At 65.9% G+C, this 24,568-nt stretch carries 19 protein-coding genes; 12 read left to right on the top strand and 7 right to left on the bottom strand.

The features are described from left to right. Nucleotides 1-3: 3 nt before the first annotated feature. From LI72_RS16340 to bchF, 4 genes are read right to left on the bottom strand one after another with little or no spacing between them, the layout of a single operon-like run. Nucleotides 4-3,624 carry a magnesium chelatase subunit H gene (locus tag LI72_RS16340; RefSeq protein ID WP_033927033.1) on the bottom strand — a complete coding sequence of 1,207 codons (3,621 nt, stop codon included), beginning with the start codon at nucleotides 3,622-3,624 and terminating at the stop codon, nucleotides 4-6. Next, nucleotides 3,614-5,233 (bottom strand): ferredoxin:protochlorophyllide reductase (ATP-dependent) subunit B, encoded by a 1,620-nt coding sequence (gene bchB, locus LI72_RS16335; protein ID WP_033927032.1) that lies wholly within the window; start codon nucleotides 5,231-5,233, stop codon nucleotides 3,614-3,616. The genes LI72_RS16340 and bchB overlap by 11 nt, the downstream gene beginning before the upstream one ends. A gap of 4 nt (nucleotides 5,234-5,237) precedes the next feature. Continuing rightward, nucleotides 5,238-6,521, bottom strand: a complete 1,284-nt coding sequence (locus tag LI72_RS16330) for a ferredoxin:protochlorophyllide reductase (ATP-dependent) subunit N (RefSeq protein ID WP_033927031.1) — start codon at nucleotides 6,519-6,521, stop codon at nucleotides 5,238-5,240. Further along, complete coding sequence (bchF, locus tag LI72_RS16325) at nucleotides 6,518-7,087, bottom strand: 2-vinyl bacteriochlorophyllide hydratase (RefSeq protein WP_081985148.1); 570 nt, start codon at nucleotides 7,085-7,087, stop codon at nucleotides 6,518-6,520. Before bchF ends, LI72_RS16330 begins: the two co-directional genes overlap by 4 nt. A gap of 213 nt (nucleotides 7,088-7,300) precedes the next feature. Here bchF and LI72_RS19180 point away from each other — a divergent pair, with 213 nt between their 5' ends. After that, nucleotides 7,301-8,362 carry a cobalamin B12-binding domain-containing protein gene (locus LI72_RS19180; RefSeq protein ID WP_052130072.1) on the top strand — a complete coding sequence of 354 codons (1,062 nt, stop codon included), beginning with the start codon at nucleotides 7,301-7,303 and terminating at the stop codon, nucleotides 8,360-8,362. A gap of 19 nt (nucleotides 8,363-8,381) precedes the next feature. Further along, a complete protein-coding gene (gene ppsR, locus LI72_RS16315; RefSeq protein WP_033927030.1) occupies nucleotides 8,382-9,812 on the top strand; it encodes a transcriptional regulator PpsR in 1,431 nt (476 codons plus the stop codon). A gap of 37 nt (nucleotides 9,813-9,849) precedes the next feature. Here ppsR and LI72_RS16310 read toward each other — a convergent pair whose 3' ends face one another. After that, nucleotides 9,850-11,763 (bottom strand): potassium transporter Kup, encoded by a 1,914-nt coding sequence (locus tag LI72_RS16310; protein ID WP_156139658.1) that lies wholly within the window; start codon nucleotides 11,761-11,763, stop codon nucleotides 9,850-9,852. A gap of 93 nt (nucleotides 11,764-11,856) precedes the next feature. Here LI72_RS16310 and LI72_RS16305 point away from each other — a divergent pair, with 93 nt between their 5' ends. Further along, nucleotides 11,857-13,215, top strand: a complete 1,359-nt coding sequence (locus tag LI72_RS16305; protein ID WP_052130068.1) for a DUF4118 domain-containing protein — start codon at nucleotides 11,857-11,859, stop codon at nucleotides 13,213-13,215. 2 nt (nucleotides 13,216-13,217) lie between these two features. Here LI72_RS16305 and LI72_RS16300 read toward each other — a convergent pair whose 3' ends face one another. Beyond that, entirely contained in the window at nucleotides 13,218-14,654 is a 1,437-nt protein-coding gene (locus LI72_RS16300) for a hypothetical protein (RefSeq protein WP_231562507.1), read from the bottom strand. A 115-nt stretch (nucleotides 14,655-14,769) separates the two neighbouring features. Continuing rightward, complete coding sequence (locus LI72_RS16295; RefSeq protein ID WP_033927028.1) at nucleotides 14,770-14,994, bottom strand: tautomerase family protein; 225 nt, start codon at nucleotides 14,992-14,994, stop codon at nucleotides 14,770-14,772. 166 nt (nucleotides 14,995-15,160) lie between these two features. Between LI72_RS16295 and LI72_RS16290 the strand changes: the two genes are divergently transcribed. From LI72_RS16290 to LI72_RS16250, 9 genes are all read left to right on the top strand, one after another. Beyond that, complete coding sequence (locus tag LI72_RS16290; protein ID WP_033927180.1) at nucleotides 15,161-16,738, top strand: winged helix-turn-helix domain-containing tetratricopeptide repeat protein; 1,578 nt, start codon at nucleotides 15,161-15,163, stop codon at nucleotides 16,736-16,738. Between the two features lie 103 nt (nucleotides 16,739-16,841). Next, nucleotides 16,842-17,744, top strand: coding sequence for a chlorophyll synthase ChlG (chlG, locus tag LI72_RS16285; RefSeq protein WP_033927027.1), 903 nt, complete (start codon nucleotides 16,842-16,844; stop codon nucleotides 17,742-17,744). A gap of 101 nt (nucleotides 17,745-17,845) precedes the next feature. Beyond that, nucleotides 17,846-19,126: a BCD family MFS transporter gene (locus tag LI72_RS16280; RefSeq protein ID WP_052130154.1), complete on the top strand. Its 1,281-nt coding sequence runs from the start codon at nucleotides 17,846-17,848 to the stop codon at nucleotides 19,124-19,126. A 24-nt stretch (nucleotides 19,127-19,150) separates the two neighbouring features. Then, the gene (locus LI72_RS16275) at nucleotides 19,151-20,362 is read left to right on the top strand and encodes a geranylgeranyl diphosphate reductase (RefSeq protein WP_033927026.1); all 1,212 of its coding nucleotides are present in this window, start codon (nucleotides 19,151-19,153) and stop codon (nucleotides 20,360-20,362) included. A 43-nt stretch (nucleotides 20,363-20,405) separates the two neighbouring features. Further along, entirely contained in the window at nucleotides 20,406-20,888 is a 483-nt protein-coding gene (locus LI72_RS16270) for a TspO/MBR family protein (protein ID WP_033927025.1), read from the top strand. After that, a complete protein-coding gene (locus tag LI72_RS16265) occupies nucleotides 20,872-21,159 on the top strand; it encodes a hypothetical protein (RefSeq protein ID WP_231562505.1) in 288 nt (95 codons plus the stop codon). The genes LI72_RS16270 and LI72_RS16265 overlap by 17 nt, the downstream gene beginning before the upstream one ends. A 97-nt stretch (nucleotides 21,160-21,256) precedes the next feature. Then, nucleotides 21,257-22,810 carry a 1-hydroxycarotenoid 3,4-desaturase CrtD gene (gene crtD / locus LI72_RS16260; protein ID WP_231562504.1) on the top strand — a complete coding sequence of 518 codons (1,554 nt, stop codon included), beginning with the start codon at nucleotides 21,257-21,259 and terminating at the stop codon, nucleotides 22,808-22,810. Nucleotides 22,811-22,857: 47 nt separating this feature from the next. Beyond that, entirely contained in the window at nucleotides 22,858-23,661 is an 804-nt protein-coding gene (locus tag LI72_RS16255; protein WP_081985145.1) for a hydratase, read from the top strand. A gap of 120 nt (nucleotides 23,662-23,781) precedes the next feature. Then, a complete protein-coding gene (locus LI72_RS16250) occupies nucleotides 23,782-24,552 on the top strand; it encodes an alpha/beta fold hydrolase (RefSeq protein ID WP_033927023.1) in 771 nt (256 codons plus the stop codon). Nucleotides 24,553-24,568 lie beyond the last annotated feature (16 nt).

Below are 24,568 nucleotides of genomic sequence, written 5' to 3'. Positions count from 1 at the left end.
CCGTCATTCTGCTGCGATCAGGCCTTCCAGCCTGTCTTCGATATCGTCCGCAGCCGCGCGGAGCGCCGCCAGGGTTGCGGCATCCGGTTCCCAAAGCCGGCGGTCGCATGCTTCCAAAAGGCGTTCGGCCACACGGGCCGATGCCTTGGGGTTCAGCGTAGCCAACCGTGCGCGCATTGCGTCGTCGAGCACGTAGGTTTCGCTGATCTGCTGATAGACCCAGGGGGCGACCTGGCCGGTGGTGGCCGACCAGCCCATCGTCGTGGTGACATGGCCCTCGATCTGGCGCACGCCCTCGAAGCCATGCTTGAGCATGCCTTCATACCATTTCGGGTTGAGCATGCGGGTGCGCGTCTCGCGGTCGATCTGCTCGGACAGGGTGCGCACCTTGGCGGCACCTTCGGTCGCATCGACGATATAGACCGGCGCCGCCTTGCCGCCGCGCGCCTTGGTGACCGAGCGGCTGACCCCGCCCAATGCATCGACATATTGGTCGATATCGGTGACGCCGAGCTCGACCGAGTCGAGGTTCTGGTAGGTGAAATCGACCGAGGCGAGCGCGGATTCGAGCAGCTCGCGCTGCTTCATCGGCGCACCGTTGCGGCCATAGGCATAGCCCTTGTGCGTTTCGAACGCTTCGGCCAGCTCGTCGGGATCGGCCCAGGTTCCGCCGTCGATCATCATGTTGACCTGCGCGCCATAGGCGCCTTCGGCATTCGAGAACACGCGCAGTGCGGCGGTTTCCATGTCGCAATCCATCTTGGCAGCGTGGGCCAGCGAATGCTTACGGATGAAGTTGAGCGTTTCGGGTTCGTCGGCGGTCGAGGCCAGCCAGGCAGCTTCGGCAATCATCCGGGTCTGCAGCGGCAGGAGGTCGCGGAAAACGCCCGACAGGGTGGCGACGACATCGATTCGCGGACGACCAAGCTCTGCCAGCGGGATCAGCTCGGCTCCGGCCAGCCTGCCATAGGTGTCGAAGCGCGGACGCGCGCCCATCAGGTGCAGGGCCTGGGCGACCTGAGTGCCCTCGCTCTTGAGATTGTCGGTGCCCCACAGCACCATCGCAATGCTTTCGGGCACCGGCTCGCCTGCCTCGACGTGCCGGGCGAGCAGTGCCTCGGCCTGCACCGCGCCGGTGGCGCAGGCAAAGGCGCTGGGAATACGGAACGGATCGAAACCATGGGTATTGCGGCCCGTGGGCAGCACGTCGGAATTGTGCAGGATGTCGCCGCCGGGTGCGGGGCGAACATAACCGCCATCAAGCGCATGGATCAGCGCGCCAAGCTCGTCATTGGCCGACAGCTTGGCGTCGAGCTCCGCCCGGGTCGCGCCATTGTCGGCCGCGGCGAGCGCATCGAGAAACGCCTCGCGCTCGTCGCCTGCGAGCTGGTTGCCCAGCACGTGCAGACCGAACGGGATGAGCGCACGTTCGAGCTCGTACAGATTGCCCGCCAGCGCCGAAATATCGGCGGCGTCGATATCGAGCGCGGCGGCGGCATCGCGGATCATGACCTCGAGCGCGGCACGCTCGACACCTTCGCCCGCCAGCGCGCGCCAACGTTCGACCAGCGCCTTGAGGTCCGAAAAGCCCTTGTAGAGCCCGGCTTCGGCCAGCGGCGGGGTGAGATACGACACGATCGTCGCACCCGACCGGCGCTTGGCGATGATCGCTTCGGACGGATTGTTGGCAGCGTAAAGATAGAAATTGGGGATGGCACCCAGCAGCCGGTCAGGCCAGCAATCGCCCGAAAGGCCAGCCTGCTTGCCCGGCATGAACTCGAGCGCGCCGTGCGTGCCGAAGTGCAGCAGCGCATCGGCGCGGAAGTCTTCGCGGATCCAGCGATAGAAGGCGGCAAAGGCGTGGGTCGGGGCGAAATCGCCATCGAACAGCAGCCGCATAGGATCGCCCTCATAGCCGAAGCTGGGCTGGACGCCGACGAAGACATTGCCGAACTGCTTGCCGAGCACATGGATCGACCAGCCATCGCTCTGCAGCTTGCCCGGAGCCGGGCCCCACTGCTTTTCGATCGCGCGCAGATGCGGCTCGCCAGTGACATGATCGTCGGTCGAGATGCGCACCGCGACATTGGCATCGGAGCCGAAGCGTTCCGAATTGCCCTTGAGGATCGCATCGCGCAGGCCGTCCACCGTGGCGGGCGGCGAGCAGTCATAGCCCTCGGCCGCCAGCCGATGCAGCGTCGCGTTCAGCGATTCGAACACCGCAAGATGCGCCGCGCTGCCGGTGGCGCCGGCATTGGGCGGGAAGTTGAACAGGATGATCGCCAGCTTGCGCTTGGCGCGCTGCGACCGGCGCAGCATGACCAGCCGGTCGACCTTGGTGGCGAGGGCTTCGGCGCGCTCGGGGCAGCTCTGCATCGCGCGCATCGCATCGGGCGCGGTGAACAGGCAGTGACGCGCACAGCCCTCGCATGGTTCGCCAGCGCCATTGGAGCGGCCACCGAAGACATGCGGAATGACCGCGCCATCGAGCTCGGGAATCGCGACCATCATCGTCGCTTCCAGCGGCAGCAGCCCCTGGTGGCGCGAACCCCATTGCTCCAGGCTCTGGAACTCGATCGGGTGCGCGGCGATATAGGGCAGGTCCATGCCTGCCAGCGTTTCTTCCGCCGCCGCTGCATCGTTATAGGCAGGGCCGCCGACCAGCGAGAAACCGGTGAGGTTGACCACCGCATCGACCACCGGCTGGCCGTCGCGCACGAGGAACCTGGCGATCGCCGGGCGCGCATCGAGGCCGCTGGCAAAGGTCGGGATGACGTTGAGTCCACGCGCTTCGAGCGCGGCGATCATGCCGTCATAATGGCCGGCATCCTTGCCCAGCAGATACGAACGCAGCAGCAGCACGCCGACCGTGCCGGTGGCAGCGGGGTTGCGCGGCAGTTCGCTGGCATCCTCGGTCATGCGCTCGGCCAGCGCGGGGTGATACAGGCCCAGCTCTGGATATTCGCGCGGCGGCTGCGCCGGGGTCGTTCCCTTCAGCGCGGCGCGCTCGCCCGAGGCATAGCGGTCGATCAGCCCGCGGATCATCGAGACGACATTGTCGTCGCTGCCCGCCAGCCAGTATTGCAGCGTCAGGAAATAATGCCGCACGTCCTGCGCGGTGCCGGGGATGAACTTGAGGATCTTGGGCAGCCGGCGCAGCATCTTCATCTGCCCCGCACCCGAATTGCCGCCGGGCTTGGGCGATCCACGCAGCTTCTTGAGCAGCGCCAGCGGTCCGCGCGCCGGCGCATCCATCCGGTAGCCACCCATGCGGGTCAGCTTGACGACGTCGCCGGCCGACATCAGCCCCAGCATCGCATCGCACTGTTCGCGCCGCGCTTCGAGCGCGGGCAGGATGGCGCGGACATGGTCTTCAAGGAACAGCATCGTGGCGATGACGATATCGGCGCGCGCGATGTCGGCGCGGGCAGCATCGATGGTGCCGGGGTCACGGCCCCAGTCGGCCGCCGCATGGAAGCCGATCGACAGGCCGGGCAGATCCTTGACCAGCAGGGCTTCGGCGCGGTCGACCGCACCCGACAGGTGGTTGTCGAGCGTGATGAAGACCACGCGGAGCGGGGCGCTGCGGCCCCGGGCGGGCTGGGAGGGGGCTTTAGCGGGCATAATGCGCCTTCGCATCGTAGAGCGTATCGAGGGATATCGATGCGAGACCGCGCTCTTCGGCATAGCGTTCGGTGTTCCGCCGGGCCTTGCCGCGCACGAAAAAGGGAATTTTCTTCAGCTCGGTTTCGGCCTCGGCGGTCCAGCGGACCAGTTCGAGAACATCGCTGCCCTGTGCCGCGCTGTCTGGCGCGATAGGGTCCAGCCCAACCGCCATTTCGGGCTCTGCGACCGGTTCGGCAGCAGGGCTCGCCGGTGCATGCGCCGTCTTGCTGCCGTGCGACAGGTGGCTTGCGCCTGCCCCGTCATGAAATTCGAAATCGTCGCGGAACATGGTGAGCAGATGCTCTTCCAGCCCCATGACCAGCGGGTGGACCCAGCTGTCGAACAGCACGTTGGCGCCTTCGAAGCCCATTTGCGGGCTGTGCCGGGCGGGGAAATCCTGCACGTGCACCGGCGCAGAGATCACCGCGCAGGGGATCGACAGCCGCTTGGCGATATGGCGTTCCATCTGCGTGCCCAGCACCAGTTCGGGATGGGCCGCAGCGATCGCATCCTCGACCTCGAGATGATCGTCGGTGATCAGCGGCTCGACGCCATGCTCGGCGGCGGCGGCGCGCAGGTCGCGGGCGAATTCACGATTGTAGCAGCCCAGACCGCAGACCACGAAGCCCAGCTCGTCGCGCGCAACCCGGGCAGCGGCAATGGCATGCGTCGCATCGCCGAAGATGAAGACGCGCTTGCCGGTCAGATAGGTCGAATCGACCGAACGGCTCCACCATGGCATCCGCGCTTCGGCGATGTTCAGCGCCGGCGCAGGATCGACCTTGGCCAGGGTTGCGACCTCACGGATGAAGTCGATCGTGGCGTTGTGGCCGATGGGAATCGTCTTGGTGAACGGCTGCTGGAAGTTCCTTTCCAGCCAGCGCGCGGCGGTATCGGCGATTTCCGGATAGAGGACGATGTTGAAATCCGCCTCTCCGATCCGGGCTATGTCTGCCGCGCTGGCCCCCATCGGCGCGGTAACGTTAATCTCTATGCCGAGCGCAGCCAGAATCTTCGCGATCTCGACGATATCGTCGCGATGGCGAAAACCCAGTGCGCTCGGCCCAAGCAGGTTCGCTTTGGGACGCGGAGAACCTGCCTGGCACGGTACGGGGCGGGAGGAATCCCCGACCGCGAGAGTCCTGACAATCTGGTAGAAAGTCTCCGAAGCTCCCCAGTTCTCCTTGCGGGAGTAGCTGGGCAGCTCCAATGGAATGACGGGAATATCCAGACGCATCGCCTGCGCCATTCCGGCGGGGTCGTCCTGGATGAGTTCGGCGGTGCACGAGGCCCCGACCAATAATGCAGCGGGATTGAACCGCGCCACCGCATCGCGCGCGGCAGACTGGAACAGCTCGGCGGTATCCTTGCCCAGATCGCGCGCCTGGAAGGTGGTGTAGGTGACCGGCGGGCGCTTGCCGCGCCGCTCGATCATCGTGAACAGAAGATCCGCATAGGTATCGCCCTGTGGCGCGTGCAGCAGATAGTGCACATCGGTCATGCCGGTCGCGACCCGCATTGCCCCGATGTGAGGGGGCCCTTCATAGGTCCAGACCGACAGCTGCATCGTCCTATACCCTCAACACATCGCGGCGACGGATCGGCCGGGCAAAAAGCTCCGCCAGATCGCCTGCCTGATCGAAACCATGGATCGGCGAGAACACCAGTTCGATCGCCCATTTCGTCGTGAAGCCTTCGGCCTCCAGCGGGTTGGCAAGACCCAGGCCGCAAACGGTGATGTCGGGCTTCGAGGCGCGCACGCGGTCGAGCTGCCTGTCGACATCCTGGCCTTCGCTGATCACCGTCGAAGAGGGCAGCTGCGCCAGCTCCAGCGCCATGTGCTGGCGGTGCAGATAGGGCGTGCCGATCTCGATCGGGACCATGCCGAGTTCGGTGTGCAGGAAGCGCGCCAGCGGCAGTTCGAGCTGCGAATCAGGCAGGAAGAAGATGCTCTTGCCTTCCAGCTGCGCCCGGCTGTGCTCGAGCGCGCGCTTGGCGCGCTCGCGGCCCGGCGCGACCGTCGCGCGGAAATGCATTTCATCGATGCCAAAGGCCCTGGCCGCGGCATGCAGCCAGTCGGTGGTGCCTTCGGCGCCGAACGGGAAGGGCGCGGGCAGATGCACCGCACCACGATCTTCGAGCGCCTGTGCGGTATCGCCCAGGAACGGCTGCGCCAGCAGGAACCGGGTGTTCGGGCCGACAGGCGGCAGATCGCGCGATTCGCGGGCGGGCAGGCAGCCGACATTGGTGATGCCAAGCTCGCGCACGAGCCGCAGCAACTGGTCTTCGACGATATCGGGCAGCGCGCCGACAATCAGCAGCTGCTGATCGGCCTGCGCGGGCTGCGGCGGCATGAACGGCACCAGCGAAGCCAGACACGCGTCCTCGCCCTGGGTGAAGGTCGTCTCGATGCCGCTGCCCGAATAGTTGACGATCCGCACATCGGGCAGGAACGCGCCGGCAAGCCGCTGGGCGGCGCGCGACAGATCGAGCTTGATGACTTCCGACGGGCAGCTGCCGACCAGGAACAGGGTGCGGATCTCGGGGCGGCGGGCAAGCAGGCGGCGGACCACCCGGTCGAGCTCTTCGTTGGCATCGGCAAGGCCGGCCAGATCGCGTTCCTCGATGATCGCGGTGGCAAAGCGGGGCTCTGCAAAGATCATCACGCCTGCGGCCGACTGCAGCAGATGCGCGCAGGTGCGCGATCCCACCACCAGGAAGAAGGCATCGGGCATCTTGCGGTGAAGCCAGACGATGCCGGTCAGCCCGCAGAACACCTCGCGCTGGCCGCGTTCGCGCAGCACCGGCGCAGAGGCACAGCCCTGGGTGGCGGGAAGCGGTGCGGCGGCGATCATCGTGCCACCGCCAGGCGGGGCTGCGACTCGTCGGCCACGGCACCCTGCAGCCGCGCCATCCGCAGCTTCCAGAGGAACTGCGCGGCGTTGACGACATAGGCGCCATAGCCTGCCAGCGCGACGCCCATCCGCTGTTCGACGGTGCCGATCGCGGCGAGCAGCATCACCAGATACAGGGTGTGCAGCGCGAGCACGAGCATCGAGAACACGTCTTCCCAGAAGAACGCCGGGGCAAACAGCCACTTGCCGAAGACCACCTTCTCCCAGATCGAACCGGTGATCATGATGGTGTACAGGGTCAGGGTCTTGATGATGATCGAGACGTCGGCGGCAAGGGCGCCCTCACCTGTCCCGAAATAGCGCAGGACCAGTCCGAGGCTCACCAGAAAGACCAGGAACTGGACAGGTGCCAGGACACCCTGGACCAGCGTCCATACCGTCGAATCGCGCCGCTGGCGCTCTTCGGGGGTATAGAGCGCAGCACCCGCATGGCCATCCCGGCGACCTGACAGATCGCCCGCAAGCTGGCGGTTATCCGCAGTTCCAGGCTGATTTTTCAGTGCCATGAGGATGAGAGTGCCTCCCGTTTCAAGAACCGAAACTTACGCCGCCCATTCCAAAAGTGTCAAGTTAAATTGACGTATAGTTTGCTTGACAAATCTCTGGTTGTCAGGCTCACTGGACAGGCGTACGATCCGGCTATGGCGAGGATGGGCGCGCAGAAAGTTTCCCGCCATGAGGCCGATGCACGATGCGTCGACGAGACCAGGAGAGTCTGAATGGCCTCAGTTTTTGGCATCGATCTATTCCGGTCGACGACAGGACTGTTTCGCAATGCGCGTTCGCGCAAGAAAGAGTCGCCCTGGGATGGCGAGCAGGCCGGCTCCAATCGGTTCGCGCGCCAGGGACTGAGCGAAGATGTCGGTCGGCTGGTCGAGGATGAAATCATTCCCCGGCTGCTGATGGTCCATCAGGATGATCCGCGCATGATGCAGTTTCCCGCAGATTCCTCGCCCCATCTGGTGTCGTCCACCGTGACGCCGGCCAGCAAGGCTGCCGTCGAGGATTTCCGGGATACGTCCGGCACCCAGTCGAACGACAACACAGACAATGTAAATGCCGGCGATGCCGCGCCCATGCGCAAGGACACGCCAACACCCATGTTTGACGAAGCCGCGATCGCAGCCTTCGCCAATCAGGTGCTGGCTCACGAGGTCAATGAGCTGGCCGACATCATTATCCATCATCTCGACAGCGATGTGGCGCCCGAAACCCTGTTCATCGAGCTGATCGCGCCCACCGCGCGCGAGCTGGGCGAAAAATGGACTCGCGACGAATGCGATTTCGTCGATGTGACAATGGGTCTGTGGCGGCTGCAACTGCTGCTGCGCACCATTGCGGTCTGGGCACCGCCCACGCCGGGCTGGCATCTGCGCAGCAACCGCGCGCTGTTCACCACCATGCCCAACGACCAGCACAGCCTGGGCACGCTGATGATCTCCGAATGCTTTCAGCGGGCCGGCTGGGATGTCGAGGCCTTGGTCGAACCCGACCAGTCCGAAATCCTGCGCGCGCTCAGCACTTCGTCTTTCGATGTCGTCGGATTGACAGTAACCACCGACTTTTCTATCGCGGCCGTTCCCAAACTGCTGACGGCGATGAGAAGCGTGTCCTGCAATCCCAATCTGGCGATCATGATCGGCGGTCCGGCCATTGGCCATGACCCTGAACGCGCGCGTGCGCTGGGGGCGGATGGTACCGCACCCGATGCCACGGCTGCACTCGCTTTGGCCGATGAACTTGTATCTGCCGGGGTTGAGCGTATCGCTCTTTCGAATTGAAGACCGCACCCGGCGCGGCATGAACAAGGACGAGCTTTCAGCAATTGCTATGCCTTTCCGCGACCTCAAAGGCGTTGTCGGTACTCTGGAAATCGGCGCTGCACTCGCATTGGTGCTGGCCGCAGGCGATATTGCCCTGGCGCTCGATGACGATGGCGTCATCAGCGACATCTCCGTCAGTGCTGACGACATGCCCGACCTCAGCGGCTGGATAGGCCGCCGCTGGGAAGACACGGTCGCGCTCGACAGCCGTCCGAAGATCAGCGAAATGCTGTCTGCTCCGCCGTCCGAGGCCCCAGGCCGCTGGCGGCAGGTCAACCACCCGGGTCCCGAAGGCAATCTCCCGATCCATTACCGTCTGGTCGATCTGGGCGAAGGCAAGCCGCGCATGGCCATCGGCCGCGATGTGCGCGCCTGGGCCAACCTGCAGCAGCGCCTGCTCCAGACCCAGCAGTCGCTGGAGCGCGATTACCTCAAGCTGCGCCAGACCGAGGCCCGCTTCCGCCTGCTGTTCGACATGATCACCGATCCGGTGCTGGTAATCGATTCCAATACACGCCGCATCGTTGCTGCCAATCCGGCCAGCTATCGGCTGTTCGAGGCCAAGGCCGGCAGCCTCGACAACCGCGACCTCGCCAATGTCATTGGCGGCATCTCGCGCGACGAACTCATCGCCCGGCTGGGCGGCGCGACCGCGACCGGCGAGCATTGCGAAATGGATGTCAGCATCCGCGAGGGCCAGCCGCCGATGGTGCTGACCGCGATGCCGTTCCGCCAGGACAATGGCCGCCAGTTCATGATCCGCCTGTCGAGCGGCGATGCGCCATTCGATCTGACCGGTGACCGGCGCCCGATGGCCGATCTGATCGAGCGGATGCCCGATGCCTTCGTGCTCACCGACAGCAAGATGCACATTCTCACCGCCAATTCGGCCTTTGTCGATCTGGTGCATGGCAGCTCGAAGGAAGCGATCACCGGCCAGCCGCTCAGCCGTTTCATCGGTCGCCCCGGCATCGATGTCGATCTGATGCGCAAGCAGCTGGACGATCACGGCCAGGTGCGCAACGCGACCACGATCGTCCATGCCGACGATGCGATCGAGGAAGCCATCGAGGTGTCCGGCGTCAAGACCGAGGCGCAGGGCGGGCATTACGGCTTTGCCATCCGCACCGTCAGCCGCCGCGTGCGCGATCTGCCGCCGTCCGACCGCGACCTGCCGCGCTCGGTCGATCAGCTCACCGAACTGGTCGGGCGCATGCCGCTGCGCGAGATCGTGCGCGAATCGACCGATCTGATCGAGCGCATGTGCATCGAGGCAGCGCTTGCCTATACCTCGGACAACCGCGCTTCTGCCGCCGAAATCCTGGGGCTGAGCCGCCAGAGCCTGTATTCCAAGCTGCACCGTCACGGGCTTGGCAATCTCATCGGGCGCAAGGACGAGCTGAGCTGACAGCGCGCCCGCCGCGCCGTCAGCTCCCGCGTTTCCTTCAGATCTGCACCTGACTGCCGAGTTCCACCACGCGGTTGGTGGGAATGCGGAAGAATTCCATCGCGCTTTCCGAACTGCGGCTCATCCAGGCGAAAAGATGCTCGCGCCAGAGCGCCATGCCGGGCTTTTCGGCCGACGCGACCAGCTTCTGGCGACCCAGGAAGAAGCTGGTCTTCATCATGTCGAACGGCCCGCCGGGGCAATCGAGCGCAGCCAGATCGCGCGGCACGTCGACCTCGTCCATGAAGCCGTAGCGCAGGATCACCCGGTGAAAGCCCTGGCCTGCATCGCTCTGCTCCAGACGGCTGGCGGACTCGACCGTGGGCACCTCCTCGATATGCACGGTGAGGATCAGCACCCGTTCGTGCAGCACCTGGTTGTGCTTGAAATTGTGCAGCAGCGCCGCCGGAACGCCTTCCTGCGCCGCCGACATGAACACCGCGGTGTTGCGGACCCGGTGCGCGGAGGCGGCCGAACGGATGAAGACATCGAGCGGCATCGCGGCATCGTCCATCCCCCGCTGCATCAGGCGGCGGCCCTTGGCCCAGGTGGTCAGCACCGTGAACAGGACGCCCGCCACCACCAGCGGGAACCAGCCGCCGTCGGGAATCTTGGCGATGTTCGACAGGAAATAGATGCTGTCGACCAGCAGGAACGCGCCGATCGTCGCGGTGGCGAGCCAGCGGTTCCAGCCCCAGACCTTGAACAGCAGGAAGGCCAGCATCACCGCGGTGATCAGCATCGTGCCCACCACCGAAATGCCATAGGCAGACGCCAGCCGCGTCGATTCGCGAAAGCCCAGCACCAGCACCAGCACCATGATCAGCAGGCTCCAGTTGATTGCCGGAATATAGATCTGTCCCGCCGCCTTCTCGCTCGTGTGCAGGGTGCGAAGCCGCGGCAGAAAGCCGAGCTGGATCGCCTGGTGAGTCACCGAGAAGGCGCCCGAGATCACCGCCTGGCTGGCAATGATGGTCGCCGCCGTGGCGATGATGACCAGCGGCAGCCGGGCCCAGTCGGGCGCCATCAGATAGAAGGGGTTTTCGACCGCGGCCGGATTGCCCAGCAGCAGCGCGCCCTGGCCCATGTAGTTGAGTATCAGGCAGGGATAGGCCACGGTCAGCCAGCTCAGCCCCACCGCCTTGCGACCGAAATGACCCATATCGGCATAGAGCGTTTCGGCGCCGGTCACCGCCAGGAACACCGATCCCATCGCGAGAAACGCTGTGCGCGGATCATGGGCGAAGAATTCGACCGCCCAGTGCGGGCTCAGAATCCCCAGAATCTGCGGCTGCTGGACGATGTTAAAGACGCCCAGGGTCGCCAGGGTGGCGAAATAGATCAGCACCACCGGCCCGAACACCGCACCCACCCGCGCGGTGCCGCGCGACTGGATCAGGAACAGCGCGATCAGGATGACGACCGCGATCGGCACCACCAGCGGCGCCAGGTTGGATTGCACCAGGGTCAGGCCCTCGACCGCCGAGAGCACCGAGATCGCCGGTGTCAGCATGGCATCGCCATAGAACATCGATGCCGCCAGCACGCCGAGTACGACCAGAGTGCCGCCCCAGCGGTTGGCACCCATGTGCCGCGACACCAAGGCGAGCAGCGCGAACGACCCGCCCTCCCCCCGATTGTCGGCCCGCATCGCCACCAGCACATATTTGATCGTCACGATCAGCATCAGCGACCAGAAGATCAGGCTGAGCACGCCAAAGATATGCAGCCGATCGACGCTGAGCGGGTGCGGGCCGATAAAGCTCTCCTTCAGCGCGTAAAGGGGAGAGGTGCCGATATCGCCGAACACCACGCCGATGGCACCGAGCATGAGCACGGGCAATCGGTCCTTGGGACCGTTATGGGGGGCGGGCTGGGCGGGCGCGGAAGGCGCGTTCAAGATGGTTTCCATGCCCGCGATGTGGGCCCGAACCGCATAAAGATTCCATGTGGATTGATCGCCACCCTCTCGACGCGGCGGCGGCGCGCGCGCATCTAGTCGGCCATGCACAACGATCGCTATCTCCCGCTCGCCGCACCCGATCGCCCCGTCTGGCGCGCGGGCGGCACCATCGCAGCCTCGCTGCTGATTGCGCTGGCCACGCTGGCCGGGCTGTTCATCGCGCCGCGCTGGGGCGGCACCGCGGTGGCGCTGCTTTACATTCCGCCCGTGCTGGTGGCGGCGCTGTTGCTGGGTCTATGGCCCGCGCTTGTCGCCGCGACCTTGTCGACCCTCGCCTACAATTTCTATTTCACTGAGCCCTATCACACCTTCCGTATCGCCAACCCGGCCGATGTGGTGACGGTGGCGGTGCTGTTTCTGGTCGCGGCGGTCACCAGCAGACTGGCCGCCTCGATTCGCGAGCAGAGCCGCCGCGCAGACCGGTTTGCCGCGCGCAACGCCACGATCGCCGGGCTCGCGCGGCAGCTGTTGTCCTGCACCGGCCAGCAGCAGATCTGCGAGGTCGCCACGCGGCAGCTCTCTGCCCTGTTCGGCTGCCAGACGACCCTGGTGATCCGGCCCGGCACAGACGGCGCGCCGCAGACGGTTGCGGCGATGCCACCGCATGCCGTGCTGGGCCCGGGGGATCTCGCGGCTGCGGCGATCAGCCTGGATTCCGGCCGTGCCACGGGGCGCGGCCTCAGCCGGAATGCGCTGACCGACTGGCAGTTCCATCCCGTGACCTCGGACAATGGCGTGCTCGCTGTCGCCGGGCTGGCGCGCGAGGATGGCGCCCTGCCGATGACCGAGCAGCAGATGCAGCTGTTCGGCAATCTGCTCGATCAGGTCGCACTGGCGCTGGTGCGCGCGCGGCTGGAGGACGAAGCGCGCGATCTGGCCGCGCTGCGCGAGCGCGACCGGCTGCGCACCGCGCTGCTGACCTCGATCGGCGAGGACGTGAAGCCCCGGCTGAATGCGATCGCGGCGGCGGCGCGCGCGCTGCGCCGCGCTGACGGCACTGACCGGACGCTTGCCGCCACGGTCGCCAGCGAGACCGCGCATCTGGGCCGCTATGTCGATGGACTGGTCGACCTCAGCCCCGGGGCCGAGCAGGAGCCGCTGGTCATCGGCCCGCTCAGCGTCGATCTGCACCGCCGCGTCGTCGCCCGCGAGGGCACGCCCGTGCATCTGACGCCCAAGGAATATGCGGTGCTGGCCGAACTCGCCAAGCATGCCGGACGGGTGCTGTCGCACAGCCATCTGCTGCGCAGCGTGTGGGGGCCGGCGCAGCAGGACAACATCGACTATCTGCGCGTTGCTGTCCGGGCGCTGCGCCAGAAGCTGGAGCGCGACCCCGCGCATCCCGAGCTCATCCTCAACGAACCTGCGGTGGGCTACCGGCTGGTCTGCGCCGACATCTGACCCTATCGCCCGATCAGCCCGAGCGCATGGCGGATGAACGCATCGCGGTCCGTCACCCATTGCGCGTTAGGCGGCAGCTGCGGATCGACATAGGTCCAGCCCTCGGGCGAATAGACCTTGCGGACGTTGCCTTTGGTATTGAATGCCAGCGAGACCATGCGCTGCTGCGCCTTGGTCGTCAGTTCATTGCCCATGACCGTGGGGCTGCCGGGCTCCACTCCCAGGCCCTGCGGCCGCAGCGCGAAGACATAAGGTTCGGTACGGAAGCTGTCGATCATGGTGTTGTGGAACACCGACAGATAGACCTGGTCGAGAGCGGCAAGGGGCGCGGGCGGCATGCGCCAATCCGGGCTTGCCATGATGTTCCAGGGATAATGGTGCGGCGCGCCGTAGACGATCTCGGTGCGCAGATCGACCAGGGTATCGCGGACAGTCTGCGCCGAGGGCACGCGCTTGAGCTTGAGATTGTTCGCCCAGGTAAAGCCGAAGGCCGAGATGTCGACCAGCGGCATCGCCGACGGGGTGGTGGCGTTGGGCAGGTTGGCGACGGTGAGGTCCTCGTAGACACGCAGATAGGCCTTGTCCTTGAGCTGGTGACCGCTGGCGATATCCACCCAGCCTTTCTGCCCGTACCAGACCGAATTGCGGATATGCGTGACCAAGGTGCCGTTGATATAGGTGCCGTGTTCCTGATCGACATTGTCGCCGACATTGCCGCGGATCGTGCTGTCCTCGATATAGACCATCGTCTCGCCGCCCGGCACGAAGATCGCGTTCTTGCCGCCGAAGATATTGGCGCGGCGGATGACCGCGGTGATCAGGCCCGGCCGGGTGACGTCGAGCACCTCGAGATGCACCGCGCCCTTGGCCTCGCCCGCGCCGGGAAAATCGAGCGCGATGTCGCGCATCTCGAAATGGATGCGCTGCGGGCCGAGGTTGAACAGGCGCAGGTTGATCGAGGCCCAGGCGTCGCCGGTGCGGAAGGTGACAGGGACGCCCGGCACCGACGAGCGGAAGATGTATTGCGTGCCCTGTGTCGCGCCGATGATCTGCGGCATCGAGGGTGCGAACGGATAGACGCACGGCTGCCCCGCACCGTCATACGCCTCATAGATGAACTCGAAACCACCCTCGATCCGCCCCTCGAGCGCCGCCGCCGATGGCCTGTCGAGAATCTCGCGTCCCGCCGCGCGCGAGGCATCGCACCGCACCCGCAGAGTGACCGCAGGCGGGCGCAGCCCCTGCATCGGCATGTAGAAGGGATAGGCTCGGTCGCTGCGCTGCGGCTGGGCCGGCTGGCCGGGCGCGGTGACATTATCGGTCGGGATCAGCGTCTCGGTCTCCAGCCGCGCCGCAGGGGCCGTCGCCCCCCGATCGGCCGACGAGAACAGCAGCACCGGCACGAAGGCCATCAATATCGCCAATCGGTGCAGTGCCATCATTCCTCTCTCCGGCCGGACGCCCGCCTTTGCCATCCCCCCGACTTTGCCATGCCGACGCGCGGTGCATAGCCCCTTTTCCTTAAAAATCCGGCCTGAACTGCAGCATACTGGATCAGCCGGGCGCCGCGTCCGCCATCGCCCGCACATCGGCGGCCTGCAGACGCTGGCCCCCAATGGCCCAATGGCCCTGCTCGATCTCGACGATGCGAACCCAGGTCACCGGGCGAAGCGCTTCCCCCTCCACGGCCACCATCGCCTCGGTCACATTGGCGATCAACTGATGCTTCTGCTCGTCGGAAAAGACGTTCTTGATCACTTCGATGGTGACGAGGGGCATGTTCGGTCTCCTGGTACAGTGCGCCAGCGGCTGCCGGCGACCGCCAGTCAAATAGCGCCCGATCAGCGACCAAGCTTGACGATGGCGTGAATTTCCCTGACCTTTTCGTGAACTTTCCAGGAAAGGCGCGCTCTTGCCGGACTTCGGCTCGCAGATTTTCCGATTCATGGATTTCGAGCTGGATCAGGCCCGCTTCGAACTGCGGAAGAATGGCGCGCGCGTGCATGTCCAACCACAGGTGCTCTCGCTGCTGATCCTGCTGGTGGGCCACAGCGAGCGACTGGTGGGCAAGGACGAGATCATCGACAAGGTCTGGGACGGACGCATCGTGTCCGAATCGGCGGTCGCCGCGCGGATCAAGGCGGCGCGCAAGGCGATTGGCGACGACGGATCGAGCCAGACCCTGATCCGCACGATCCACGGCAAGGGTTTCCGCTTCGTCGGCGCGGTCGAACAGGGTGTGCAACCCTTCAACGCTGGTCCGGCAAGGCTGCAGCCGATTGCGCAGGCGGCGCGGCCAACAGCGCCGATCCCGCATGCCCCGCCCGACACGCGCGACGGGCGACCCTCGATTGCCGTGCTTCCCTTCGCCCTGGCAGGCGAGCCGGGAGCGCACGCCATTATCGCCGATGCCCTGTCGGCGGACATCATCATGGACCTGTCGCGACTGCCCTGGCTGTTCGTCATCGCTCGGGGGTCGAGCTTTCGGTTTCGCGACGCCGACACCGACCCGGTCGCGGTGGGCCGCGCGCTGCGCATCGGCTACTGCCTGACCGGATCGATCGAGCTGACCGATGGCAGGGCCGTGGTGAGCGCCGCGCTGGTCGATGCGCGCGACGGCGGGACGCTCTGGGCGGAAACCTATCGCGGCGCCGTGTCCGAGCTGCAGGAGATGCGGCCCGATATCGAAGCGCATGTCGTCGCTGCGCTGGAAGTCTACATTCCCCGCAACGAGGTTCGCATCGCCCGCGCGCGCCCAGCTGCGGAACTCGACGCCTGGGCCAGCTTTCACCTCGGGCTCGACCATATGTACCGCTTCACCCGCGCAGACAATGCGCGCGCCGCGCGGCTGTTCGAACAGTCGCTGGACAGCGATCCCTATTTCTCGCGCGCATTGGGCGGGCTCTCGTTCACGCATTTCCAGAATGCGTTTCTGGGCTTTACCCCCGATCCTGCGCCGGACAGGGCTGCGGCGCAGCGGCTCGCCCATCGCGCGGTCGAGGCGGACCGGACCGATCCGTTCGCCTGCTTCAATCTGGGTCGCAGCCTGTGGCTCCAGGGCCGGCTGGATGAATCGATCGGCTGGTTCGACAATTCCATGCGCCTCAGCCCCAGCTTCGCGCAAGGCATCTACAATCGCGGCCTTGTCGGCACGATGGCAGGCCACGGCGCGCGGGCCGACGCCGATCTTGCGCTGGCGCTCGAGCTGAGCCCGCTCGACCCGCTGGCCTATGCCATGGTCTCCAGCCGCGCTCTCGCTCAGGTCCAACTGCAGGATTACGAGCGGGCGGCGGATCTGGGTGCACGGGCGGCGATGATGCCAGGCGCGCACAAGCATATCGCGCTGATAGCCGCCACGACCGCGCACCTTGCAGGGCGGAAGGTCGATGCCCATCACTGGCTGGAGCAGGCCCGCCGGGCCGACCCCGCCCTCGGCGCGCAGCAGTTTTTCCGGTCGTTTCCCTTTGCGGCGACGCATGCGCGCGACGTCATCCAGCGCAGCCTGTCGACGATGGGCCTCTAGAACACCCACCGGCTGTGCGCCGTGCCCGCCGCGCCGGGCAAGGTTCGTCCTCGAGTGTCCATTCTGATTGACACATGGCACTGTCAGGCATAGCCTTGGCGCCATGGATCGCTCCACCAAGATCACCCGCCCCGTGCCGATTCCCGCTGCGCGCGACGTGCTGGAACTGTTGAAGCCGGTAACCTGGTTTCCGCCGATGTGGGCCTTTTTCTGTGGGGTGATGTCGTCAGGCGCGGGGCTGGATGGCCGCTGGTGGTTTCTGTTCGGTGGCGTACTGCTGGCAGGGCCGATGGTGTGCGGCACCAGCCAGGCGGTGAACGACTGGTTCGATCGGCATGTCGATGCGATCAACCAGCCCGAGCGTCCCATCCCTTCGGGGCGCATCGCCGGGCGCTGGGGGCTGTATGTCGCGATCGCGGGCTCTGCGCTGTCGCTGCTGCTCGGCATTGCGCTGGGCTTCTGGGTGTTCATCGCCACCATTGTCGGGCTGCTGTGCGCCTGGGGCTACAGCGCGCCGCCGTTCCGCTTCAAGATGAGCGGCTGGGTCGGCCCGGCGGTCGTCGGGCTGAGCTATGAAGGGCTGAGCTGGTTCACCGGCGCGAGCGTGATGACCGGGGGATTGCCGGACAGCCGGGTGCTGATCGTGATCCTGCTCTACAGCCTGGGCGCGCACGGCATCATGACGCTCAATGATTTCAAGGCGGTCGAAGGCGACACCGCGATGGGCGTGCGCTCGCTGCCGGTGACGCTGGGCGTTTCCAATGCGGCCAGGCTTGCCTGCGCGATCATGGCGGTGCCGCAGGTGATCGTCATCGGCTTGCTGCTGAACTGGGGTCTGGCGCTATCCGCGATCGCCGTCACCCTGCTGCTTGCGATGCAACTGGTGTTCATGCGCCGGTTGCTGACGGACCCCAACAAATATGCGCCCTGGTACAATGCCACCGGCGTCTCCTCCTATGTCTTCGGCATGCTGGCTGCAGCCCTGGGCCTGGGTGGCTGGATATGAGCGCCGGCATGACCGCCCGCGGCACCTCCCGTATCGGCTCCCCCCGTATCGGCTCCCCCCGTATCGGCTCCCCCCGTATCGGCTTGGGCTGGATCGACATCATGCGCATGGGGCTGGTGCAGGCCAGCATCGGCGCGATCGTGATGCTGGCGACCTCGCTGCTCAACCGCGTGATGGTGGTCGAATATGCGCTGCCGGCCGCCCTGCCCGCGGGCCTTGTCGCCTGGCATTATGCGGTGCAGCTTTCGCGCCCGATCTGGGGCCATGGCTCTGACAAGGGCCGCAAGCGGACCCCGTGGATCATCGGCGGCATGGGGATTCTGGCACTGGGCGGCATCGTGGCGGTCAACGCGACGATCCTGCTCCCCGTCTCGGCAGTGCCCGGCACGTTGCTGGCCATCCTGGCATTCAGCATGATCGGTGCGGGCGTGGGCGCAGCGGGCACATCGTTGCTCGCCATGCTGGCGTCGGGCGTGGTGCCCGAACGGCGTGCCGCCGCCGCTGCGATCACCTGGATCATGATGGTGGCTGGCATCGTCATCGCCGCAGCGACCGCGGGCAGCCTGATCGATCCGTTCAGCGAACAGCGGCTGGCGATCGTTTCGGGCGGCGTGGCGCTGGGTGCCTTCTGCTTGGCCTGCGTCGCGATCGCAGGCATCGAACGACGGCTGATCCCGCCTGCCCATCCCAATGCCGATGCGCCCAGCGCCAGCTTCGGCGAGGCATTGCGCGAGATCATGGGCGATGCCACCGCGCGGCGCTTCACCATCTTCGTGTTCGTCTCGATGCTCGCCTATGCGATGCAGGACCTGATCCTCGAGCCTTATGCGGGGCTTGTCTTCGGCATGAGCCCGGGCGAATCGACCAAGCTTTCCGGGCTGCAGCATGGCGGTGTGATGATCGGCATGATCGTCGCCGGGATCGGAGGCAGCGCCTTTGCCGGGCGGCGTCCGGCGGACCTGCGCTGGTGGATCCTCGCCGGATGCGGCGGCAGCGCACTGGCGCTGGCGGGACTGGCGGTGGCGGCGACCACCGGCGGCAACTGGCCGCTGTCTGCCAATGTCGCGGTGCTCGGCTTTGCCAACGGATTGTTCGCGGTCTCCGCCATCGGCGCGATGATGGGGCTGGCAGGCGCCGGCCAGCAATCGAAAGAGGGCGTCCGCATGGGCGTGTGGGGCGCGGCGCAGGCGATCGCCTTTGGCCTGGGCGGACTGACCGGGGCGCTGGGCGTCGATGCCGCGCGCGGAATCCTGCCGACCGATGGCGCCGCGTTCCAACTGATATTCGCAGGCGAGGCGGGGCTGTTCATCCTCGCCGCGCTGCTGGGGGTGCGCGTGACCATGCGCACCGCCGATCCGCTTATGGTGGCGGCACCGGCCTGAGACGGCCAAACAGGAGTAGAGACAATGGCAGATGCGGATTTCGACGTAGCAGTCATTGGCGGCGGACCCTCGGGCGCGACGGCGGCCAACGATCTGGCCAAGCGCGGGCTCAAGGTGCTGCTGCTCGACCGCGATGGCCGCATCAAGCCATGCGGCGGCGCGATCCCGCCCCGCGCGCTCAAGGATTTCGAGATTCCCGAATCCTTGCTGGTCGCCAAGGCCCGCGCGGCGCGGATGATCGCGCCCTCGGGCCGCGAGGTCGACATGCCGGTGGGCGATGGCCCCGAGGGCAAGGGCTATGTCGGCATGGTCGATCGCGATGTGTTCGACGAGTGGCTGCGCGCGCGTGCCGCGCTGAACGGTGCGCATCGGATCACCGGGACCTATGAACGGATCGACCGCGACCATGATGGCATGGCGGTGCTGGTCTATCGCCAGGAGCGCGGCGGGCCCGACCGGCGGCTGCGCGTGCGCAGCGTGATCGGCGCCGATGGCGCGCGCTCGGCGGTGGCCCGGCAGAACATCAAGGGCGCCGAGCAGGTCAAATGCGTGTTTGCCTATCACGAGATCATCAAGGCCCCCGATGCGGCCCTGGCGCAGGCCACCGATTTCGATGCGGACCGCTGCGACGTCTATTATCAGGGACATTTGTCGCCCGATTTCTACGCCTGGGTGTTCCCGCATGGCGATACCGCCAGCATCGGCCTGGGCAGCGCCAACAAGGGCTTTCCCCTGCGTGAAACGACCGCGCTGATGCGCGAGCAGATCGGCCTGGCGGGTTGCGAGACGATCCGCAAGGAAGGCGCGCCGATCCCCCTCAAGCCCCTGAAGCGCTGGGACAATGGCCGTGACCTGGTGGTGGCGGGCGATGCCGCCGGCGTGGTCGCTCCGGCCTCGGGCGAAGGGATCTATTATGCCATGGCCTGCGGACGGCTGGCGGCCGATGCGGTATTCCAGTTCCTCGTCACCGGCAAGGCATCCGCGCTCAAGCAGGCGCGCAAGGCATTCATGGCCAAGCATGGCAAGGTGTTCTGGATCCTCGGGATCATGCAGTATTTCTGGTATTCGTCGGACAAGCGGCGCGAGCGCTTCGTCAAGATGTGCGCGGACCCCGATGTCCAGTACCTCACCTGGCAGAGCTACATGCACAAGGAACTGGTCCGCCGCAAACCGGTGGCGCATGCCAAGATCTTCGTGAAGGATATGGGACATCTGCTCGGGCTGTCGCGGGCCTGACTGGACGATTACGCGATTTTTCAGCTGGGAGGCTGCGGGTTACATGCATCGTGAAGGTTTTCTCCCCGTCATCCTGGCGGCGATGGCGGCATTGATCGTGGCGTCGGGCGGCGCGACGATCACCGATCTGGGGCCGTGGTACCAGAGCCTTACCCAGCCCGCCTGGGCTCCGCCCGGCTGGCTTTACGGCGTTGCCTGGACATTGATCTTCGCGCTGGCAGCGATGGCCTCGCTCGCCGCGTGGCGTGCCGCGCCGACGCGCAACGCGCGCACCAATGTCATCGGCCTGTTCGCGTTCAACGGTTTCCTCAACGTGCTGTGGAGCCTGTTGTTCTTCCGCGTCCAGCGGCCCGACTGGGCCCTGATCGAGGTCGCCCTGCTATGGGCATCGATCGCGCTGCTGATCATCTATTGCGGGCGCTTCTCCAAGCTGACCGCCTGGCTGTTGCTGCCCTATATCGGCTGGGTCAGCGTTGCAGCGGCGCTCAACTTCGCGATCGTGCAGCTCAATGGCCCGTTCGGCTGAGATGGACGCGGTTTCGGCGCTTTTCGCCAGCGGCCATGCGGCGGACCTGATCCTGATCGTGCTGGCGGCAGAGTTGGTCTGGCTGGTGGCGCGCGGCGCCAGGGCGCTGGACGTGGCGCTCGCGCTGGGCCCGGCGGTGCTGATCGTATTCGCGCTGCGCGGCGCGCTGACCGGGGCGGACTGGCCGCTGATCGCAGTGCCGCTGACGCTGTCATTCCCGGTGCATATCGCGGATTTGAAGCGGCGCGAAATGCTGGACAAAAGGCGCTGACCGATGCCTAAGCCATGCATGTCCAAATACTGCGACAAACATCTGTCAAACTTTATGGACACCTGCTAGCATCCTGCCATGAACTGCGCTTATTCCGATGGACCGCCTTATGCGCCATGAGCCGATCATTGTGGTCGGCGCAGGCGTCGGCGGGCTGAGCGCGGCGGCGTTGCTCGCAGCGGCGGGAGAATCCGTGCTGGTGGTCGAGCGACAGCCCACCCCCGGCGGCAAGCTGCGCGAAGTGGTGGCAGCCGGGCGTCCGGTCGATGGCGGGCCCACGGTGTTCACGATGCGCTGGGTGTTCGACCGACTGTTCAACGATTGCGGCGGCAATCTCGAGACCGCGATCCCCTTGACCCCGGCCAGCCTGATCGCGCGCCATGCCTGGGGCCCCGAGGCGCCGTTCGACCTGTTTGCCGATGTCGCGCATAGCGAAGCGGCGATTGGCGACTATTTCGGCGCCAGAGACGCTGCGGGTTTCCGCACCTTCTGCGCAGAGGCCGCGCGCATCTTCAATGTGCTGCGCGAACCCTATCTGGAGGCCCCTGCCCCCACGCCCTTCTCCCTGGTGACACGCATCGGCTTCAAGCGCCTGCCCGAAACGATGGCGATCCGCCCCTATCAGGCGATGTGGAAGGCGCTGGGCCGGCATTTTGCCGACCCCCGGCTGCAACAGCTGTTCGGCCGCTATGCCACCTATTGCGGCTCGTCGCCGTTCGTCGCACCCGCCACCTTGATGCTGATCGCGCATGTCGAACAGGACGGCGTTTGGCTGGCCGACAATGGCATGCATTCGATCGCGACGGCCATCGCAGAGCTTGCGCGCAGCAATGGCGCCAAGTTCCGCTATGATGCACCGATTGCCGAGATCGTGGTCGAGCACGGCCGCGCCGCCGGTGTCCGGCTCGAATCGGGCGAGGTCATCCGCGCGCGTGCGGTCGTGTTCAACGGCGATCCGGCTGCGCTCAACATCGGGCGGCTGGGCGACAAGGTGCGCCGTGCGGTGCCGCCCGTGCCACCCAAGCAGCGCTCGCTCTCCAGCATGACCTGGCTGATGAACGCGAAGACCGCCGGTTTTCCCTTGGTCAGGCACAGCGTGTTCTTCTCGAACGATTACCGCGCCGAGTTCGATTCGATCTTCAAGCGCGGGCAGGTGCCCGATGCGCCCACCATCTACATCTGCGCGCAGGACCGCGACGACCATTCGGCGCGCGCGCCGCCGGGTCCCGAACGCTTGCAGCTTATCGTCAACGCGCCGGCCAATGGCGACACATTCCAGAATACACAGGCGGAGATCGACCAATGCGAGAGGCAAGTTTTCGGCTTCCTGGAGGATTGTGGCCTGACGATCGACCGAACGGCGGACAACTCGCATTTGGTGACGCCAGCGGATTACGAGCATTTGTTCCCGGCGACGGGCGGCGCGCTCTACGGCCGGGCGACTCATGGATGGAAGGCGGCTTTCCAGCGGCCCGGGGCAGCGAGCCGCCTGCTGGGGCTCTATTTGGCCGGGGGTGGAATTCACCCCGGCGCCGGGATCCCGATGGCGAGTCTCTCCGGCCGCTTGGCGGCAGAGCGGCTGCTTGCGGACCTGCCTTCGATGCGATCGTCCCGCCGGGTGGCTATGCCTGGTGGTACATCGACGCGCTGAGCGACGACGGCAAGCACGGCCTGACGATCATCGCCTTCATCGGCAGCGTGTTCTCGCCTTATTATCACTGGTCCGGGCGCGGCGATCCCGACAACCATATCGCGATGAACGTGGCGCTCTACGGCCCGCGCGGCGGCTGGTGCATGACCGAGCGCGGCCGCAGGCACCTGGCGCGCGATCACGACCATCTCGTCATCGGCCCCAGCTCGATGCACTGGGACGGCACCAGCCTGCGGATCGACCTGGCCGAGATTACCGCGCCATTGCCCAAGAAGGTGCGCGGCACGATCCGCGTCTTTCCCAAGGTGATGCCCCAGACGCAATGGCCGCTCGACGCCGAGGGGCATCACGCCTGGCGCCCGATCGCACCGCGCGCGGCGATCGACGTCAAGCTCGACAATCCTTCGCTCAGCTGGAAAGGCGAAGGCTATATCGACAGCAACGCCGGGATCGAACCGCTGGAGCGCGGCTTTTCCGACTGGCACTGGTCGCGCGCGCATCTCAAACGCGACTCAGTGGTGCTCTACGAAGGCCAGCGCCGCGACGCCTCGCGCTTCGGCATGGGGTTGCGCTTCGCCGACAACGGCACGATCAGCGAGGTCGAGCTGCCCCCCGAACGCGTGCTGCCCAAGACCTTGTGGCGCATGCCGCGCATCACCCGCGCCGACGCCGGTGCCCCGGTCGAAATCCGCCGCACCTGGGAGGATACGCCCTTCTATTCCCGCACCGCGCTGAAGACCCGGCTGTTCGGCGAGCAGGCCGAAGCGGTGCACGAGAGCCTGTCGCTCGACCGGCTGGAAAAGGGGATCGTGAAGCTGATGCTGCCGTTCCGGATGCCACGGCGAGGCTGACGACAGAAGGCTGCTCTCCGGTTCGAAGACCGGTGCCTTTCGGCACGGCGGCTGGGTTGCCGGGAAGCGCTGGCACAGGCAAGATGCGCCTCGGGTGCGGACATTCGGGAAGCTCGGCGGATGAGCGATAGCGAGCAGATCATCTATTTCCACGGGCTTCCGGGCAGTGCCGATGAACTGCTGGCATTTGGCCCCGACATTGCGCGCAGATCCACGGGCTTCCGGGTGATCGACCGGTCAGGCAGGCACGCGGCCCCGTCTGGAACCGACTATTTTGCGCGGCTTGCCGCTGACCTCCGCCGCGACGTCCCGGATGCGCGATTACGCTTGATCGGCTTTTCGCTGGGAGCCAGCGCTGCCTTGCGGACCGCTGCCCATCTGGGCGACCAGGTCAGCCGTATCGATCTTGTGTCTGCTGCAGCCCCGCTCGACCTCGGCACCTATCTGCCCGATATGGCAGGTGCACCCGTGTTCCGCACAGCACGCGACAACTCGCAGATGTTCCACGTCCTGACCAGAGCCCAGTCCCTGCTGGCGCGGTTCTGGCCCGGCCAGCTTCATGCCATGCTGTTTGCGACCGCCCGGGGCGATGACGGTCCCCTGGCCAGCGATCCCGAGTTCAAGGCAGCCCTGAAATCGGTGTTGCGCCAGTGCCTGGGTCCGGGGCGAGCCGGCTATCTGCAGGAAATCAGCCTTTACACGCAGGATTGGCGCGCAGAGCTGGACCGGGTCACGGCCCCCGTCTGGCTGTTCCACGGTGAGGAAGACAATTGGTCACCGGTTGCGATGGCACGGGATCTTGCACAGCGGCTCCCGCGGTGCGAGGCACTTAACCTGCTGCCCGGCGGGTCCCACTATTCGGCCCTGAAATGGTATCTGTCGAACCTGTAGCGACCCGATCCTGAAC

This window comes from Sphingomonas sp. 35-24ZXX (assembly GCF_000786215.1).
In the GTDB taxonomy this organism is placed as follows: Bacteria; Pseudomonadota; Alphaproteobacteria; order Sphingomonadales; family Sphingomonadaceae; genus Blastomonas.
The sequence above is the reverse complement of the archived record's forward strand: the minus strand, read 5'-3'. Positions and strand labels throughout refer to the sequence as shown.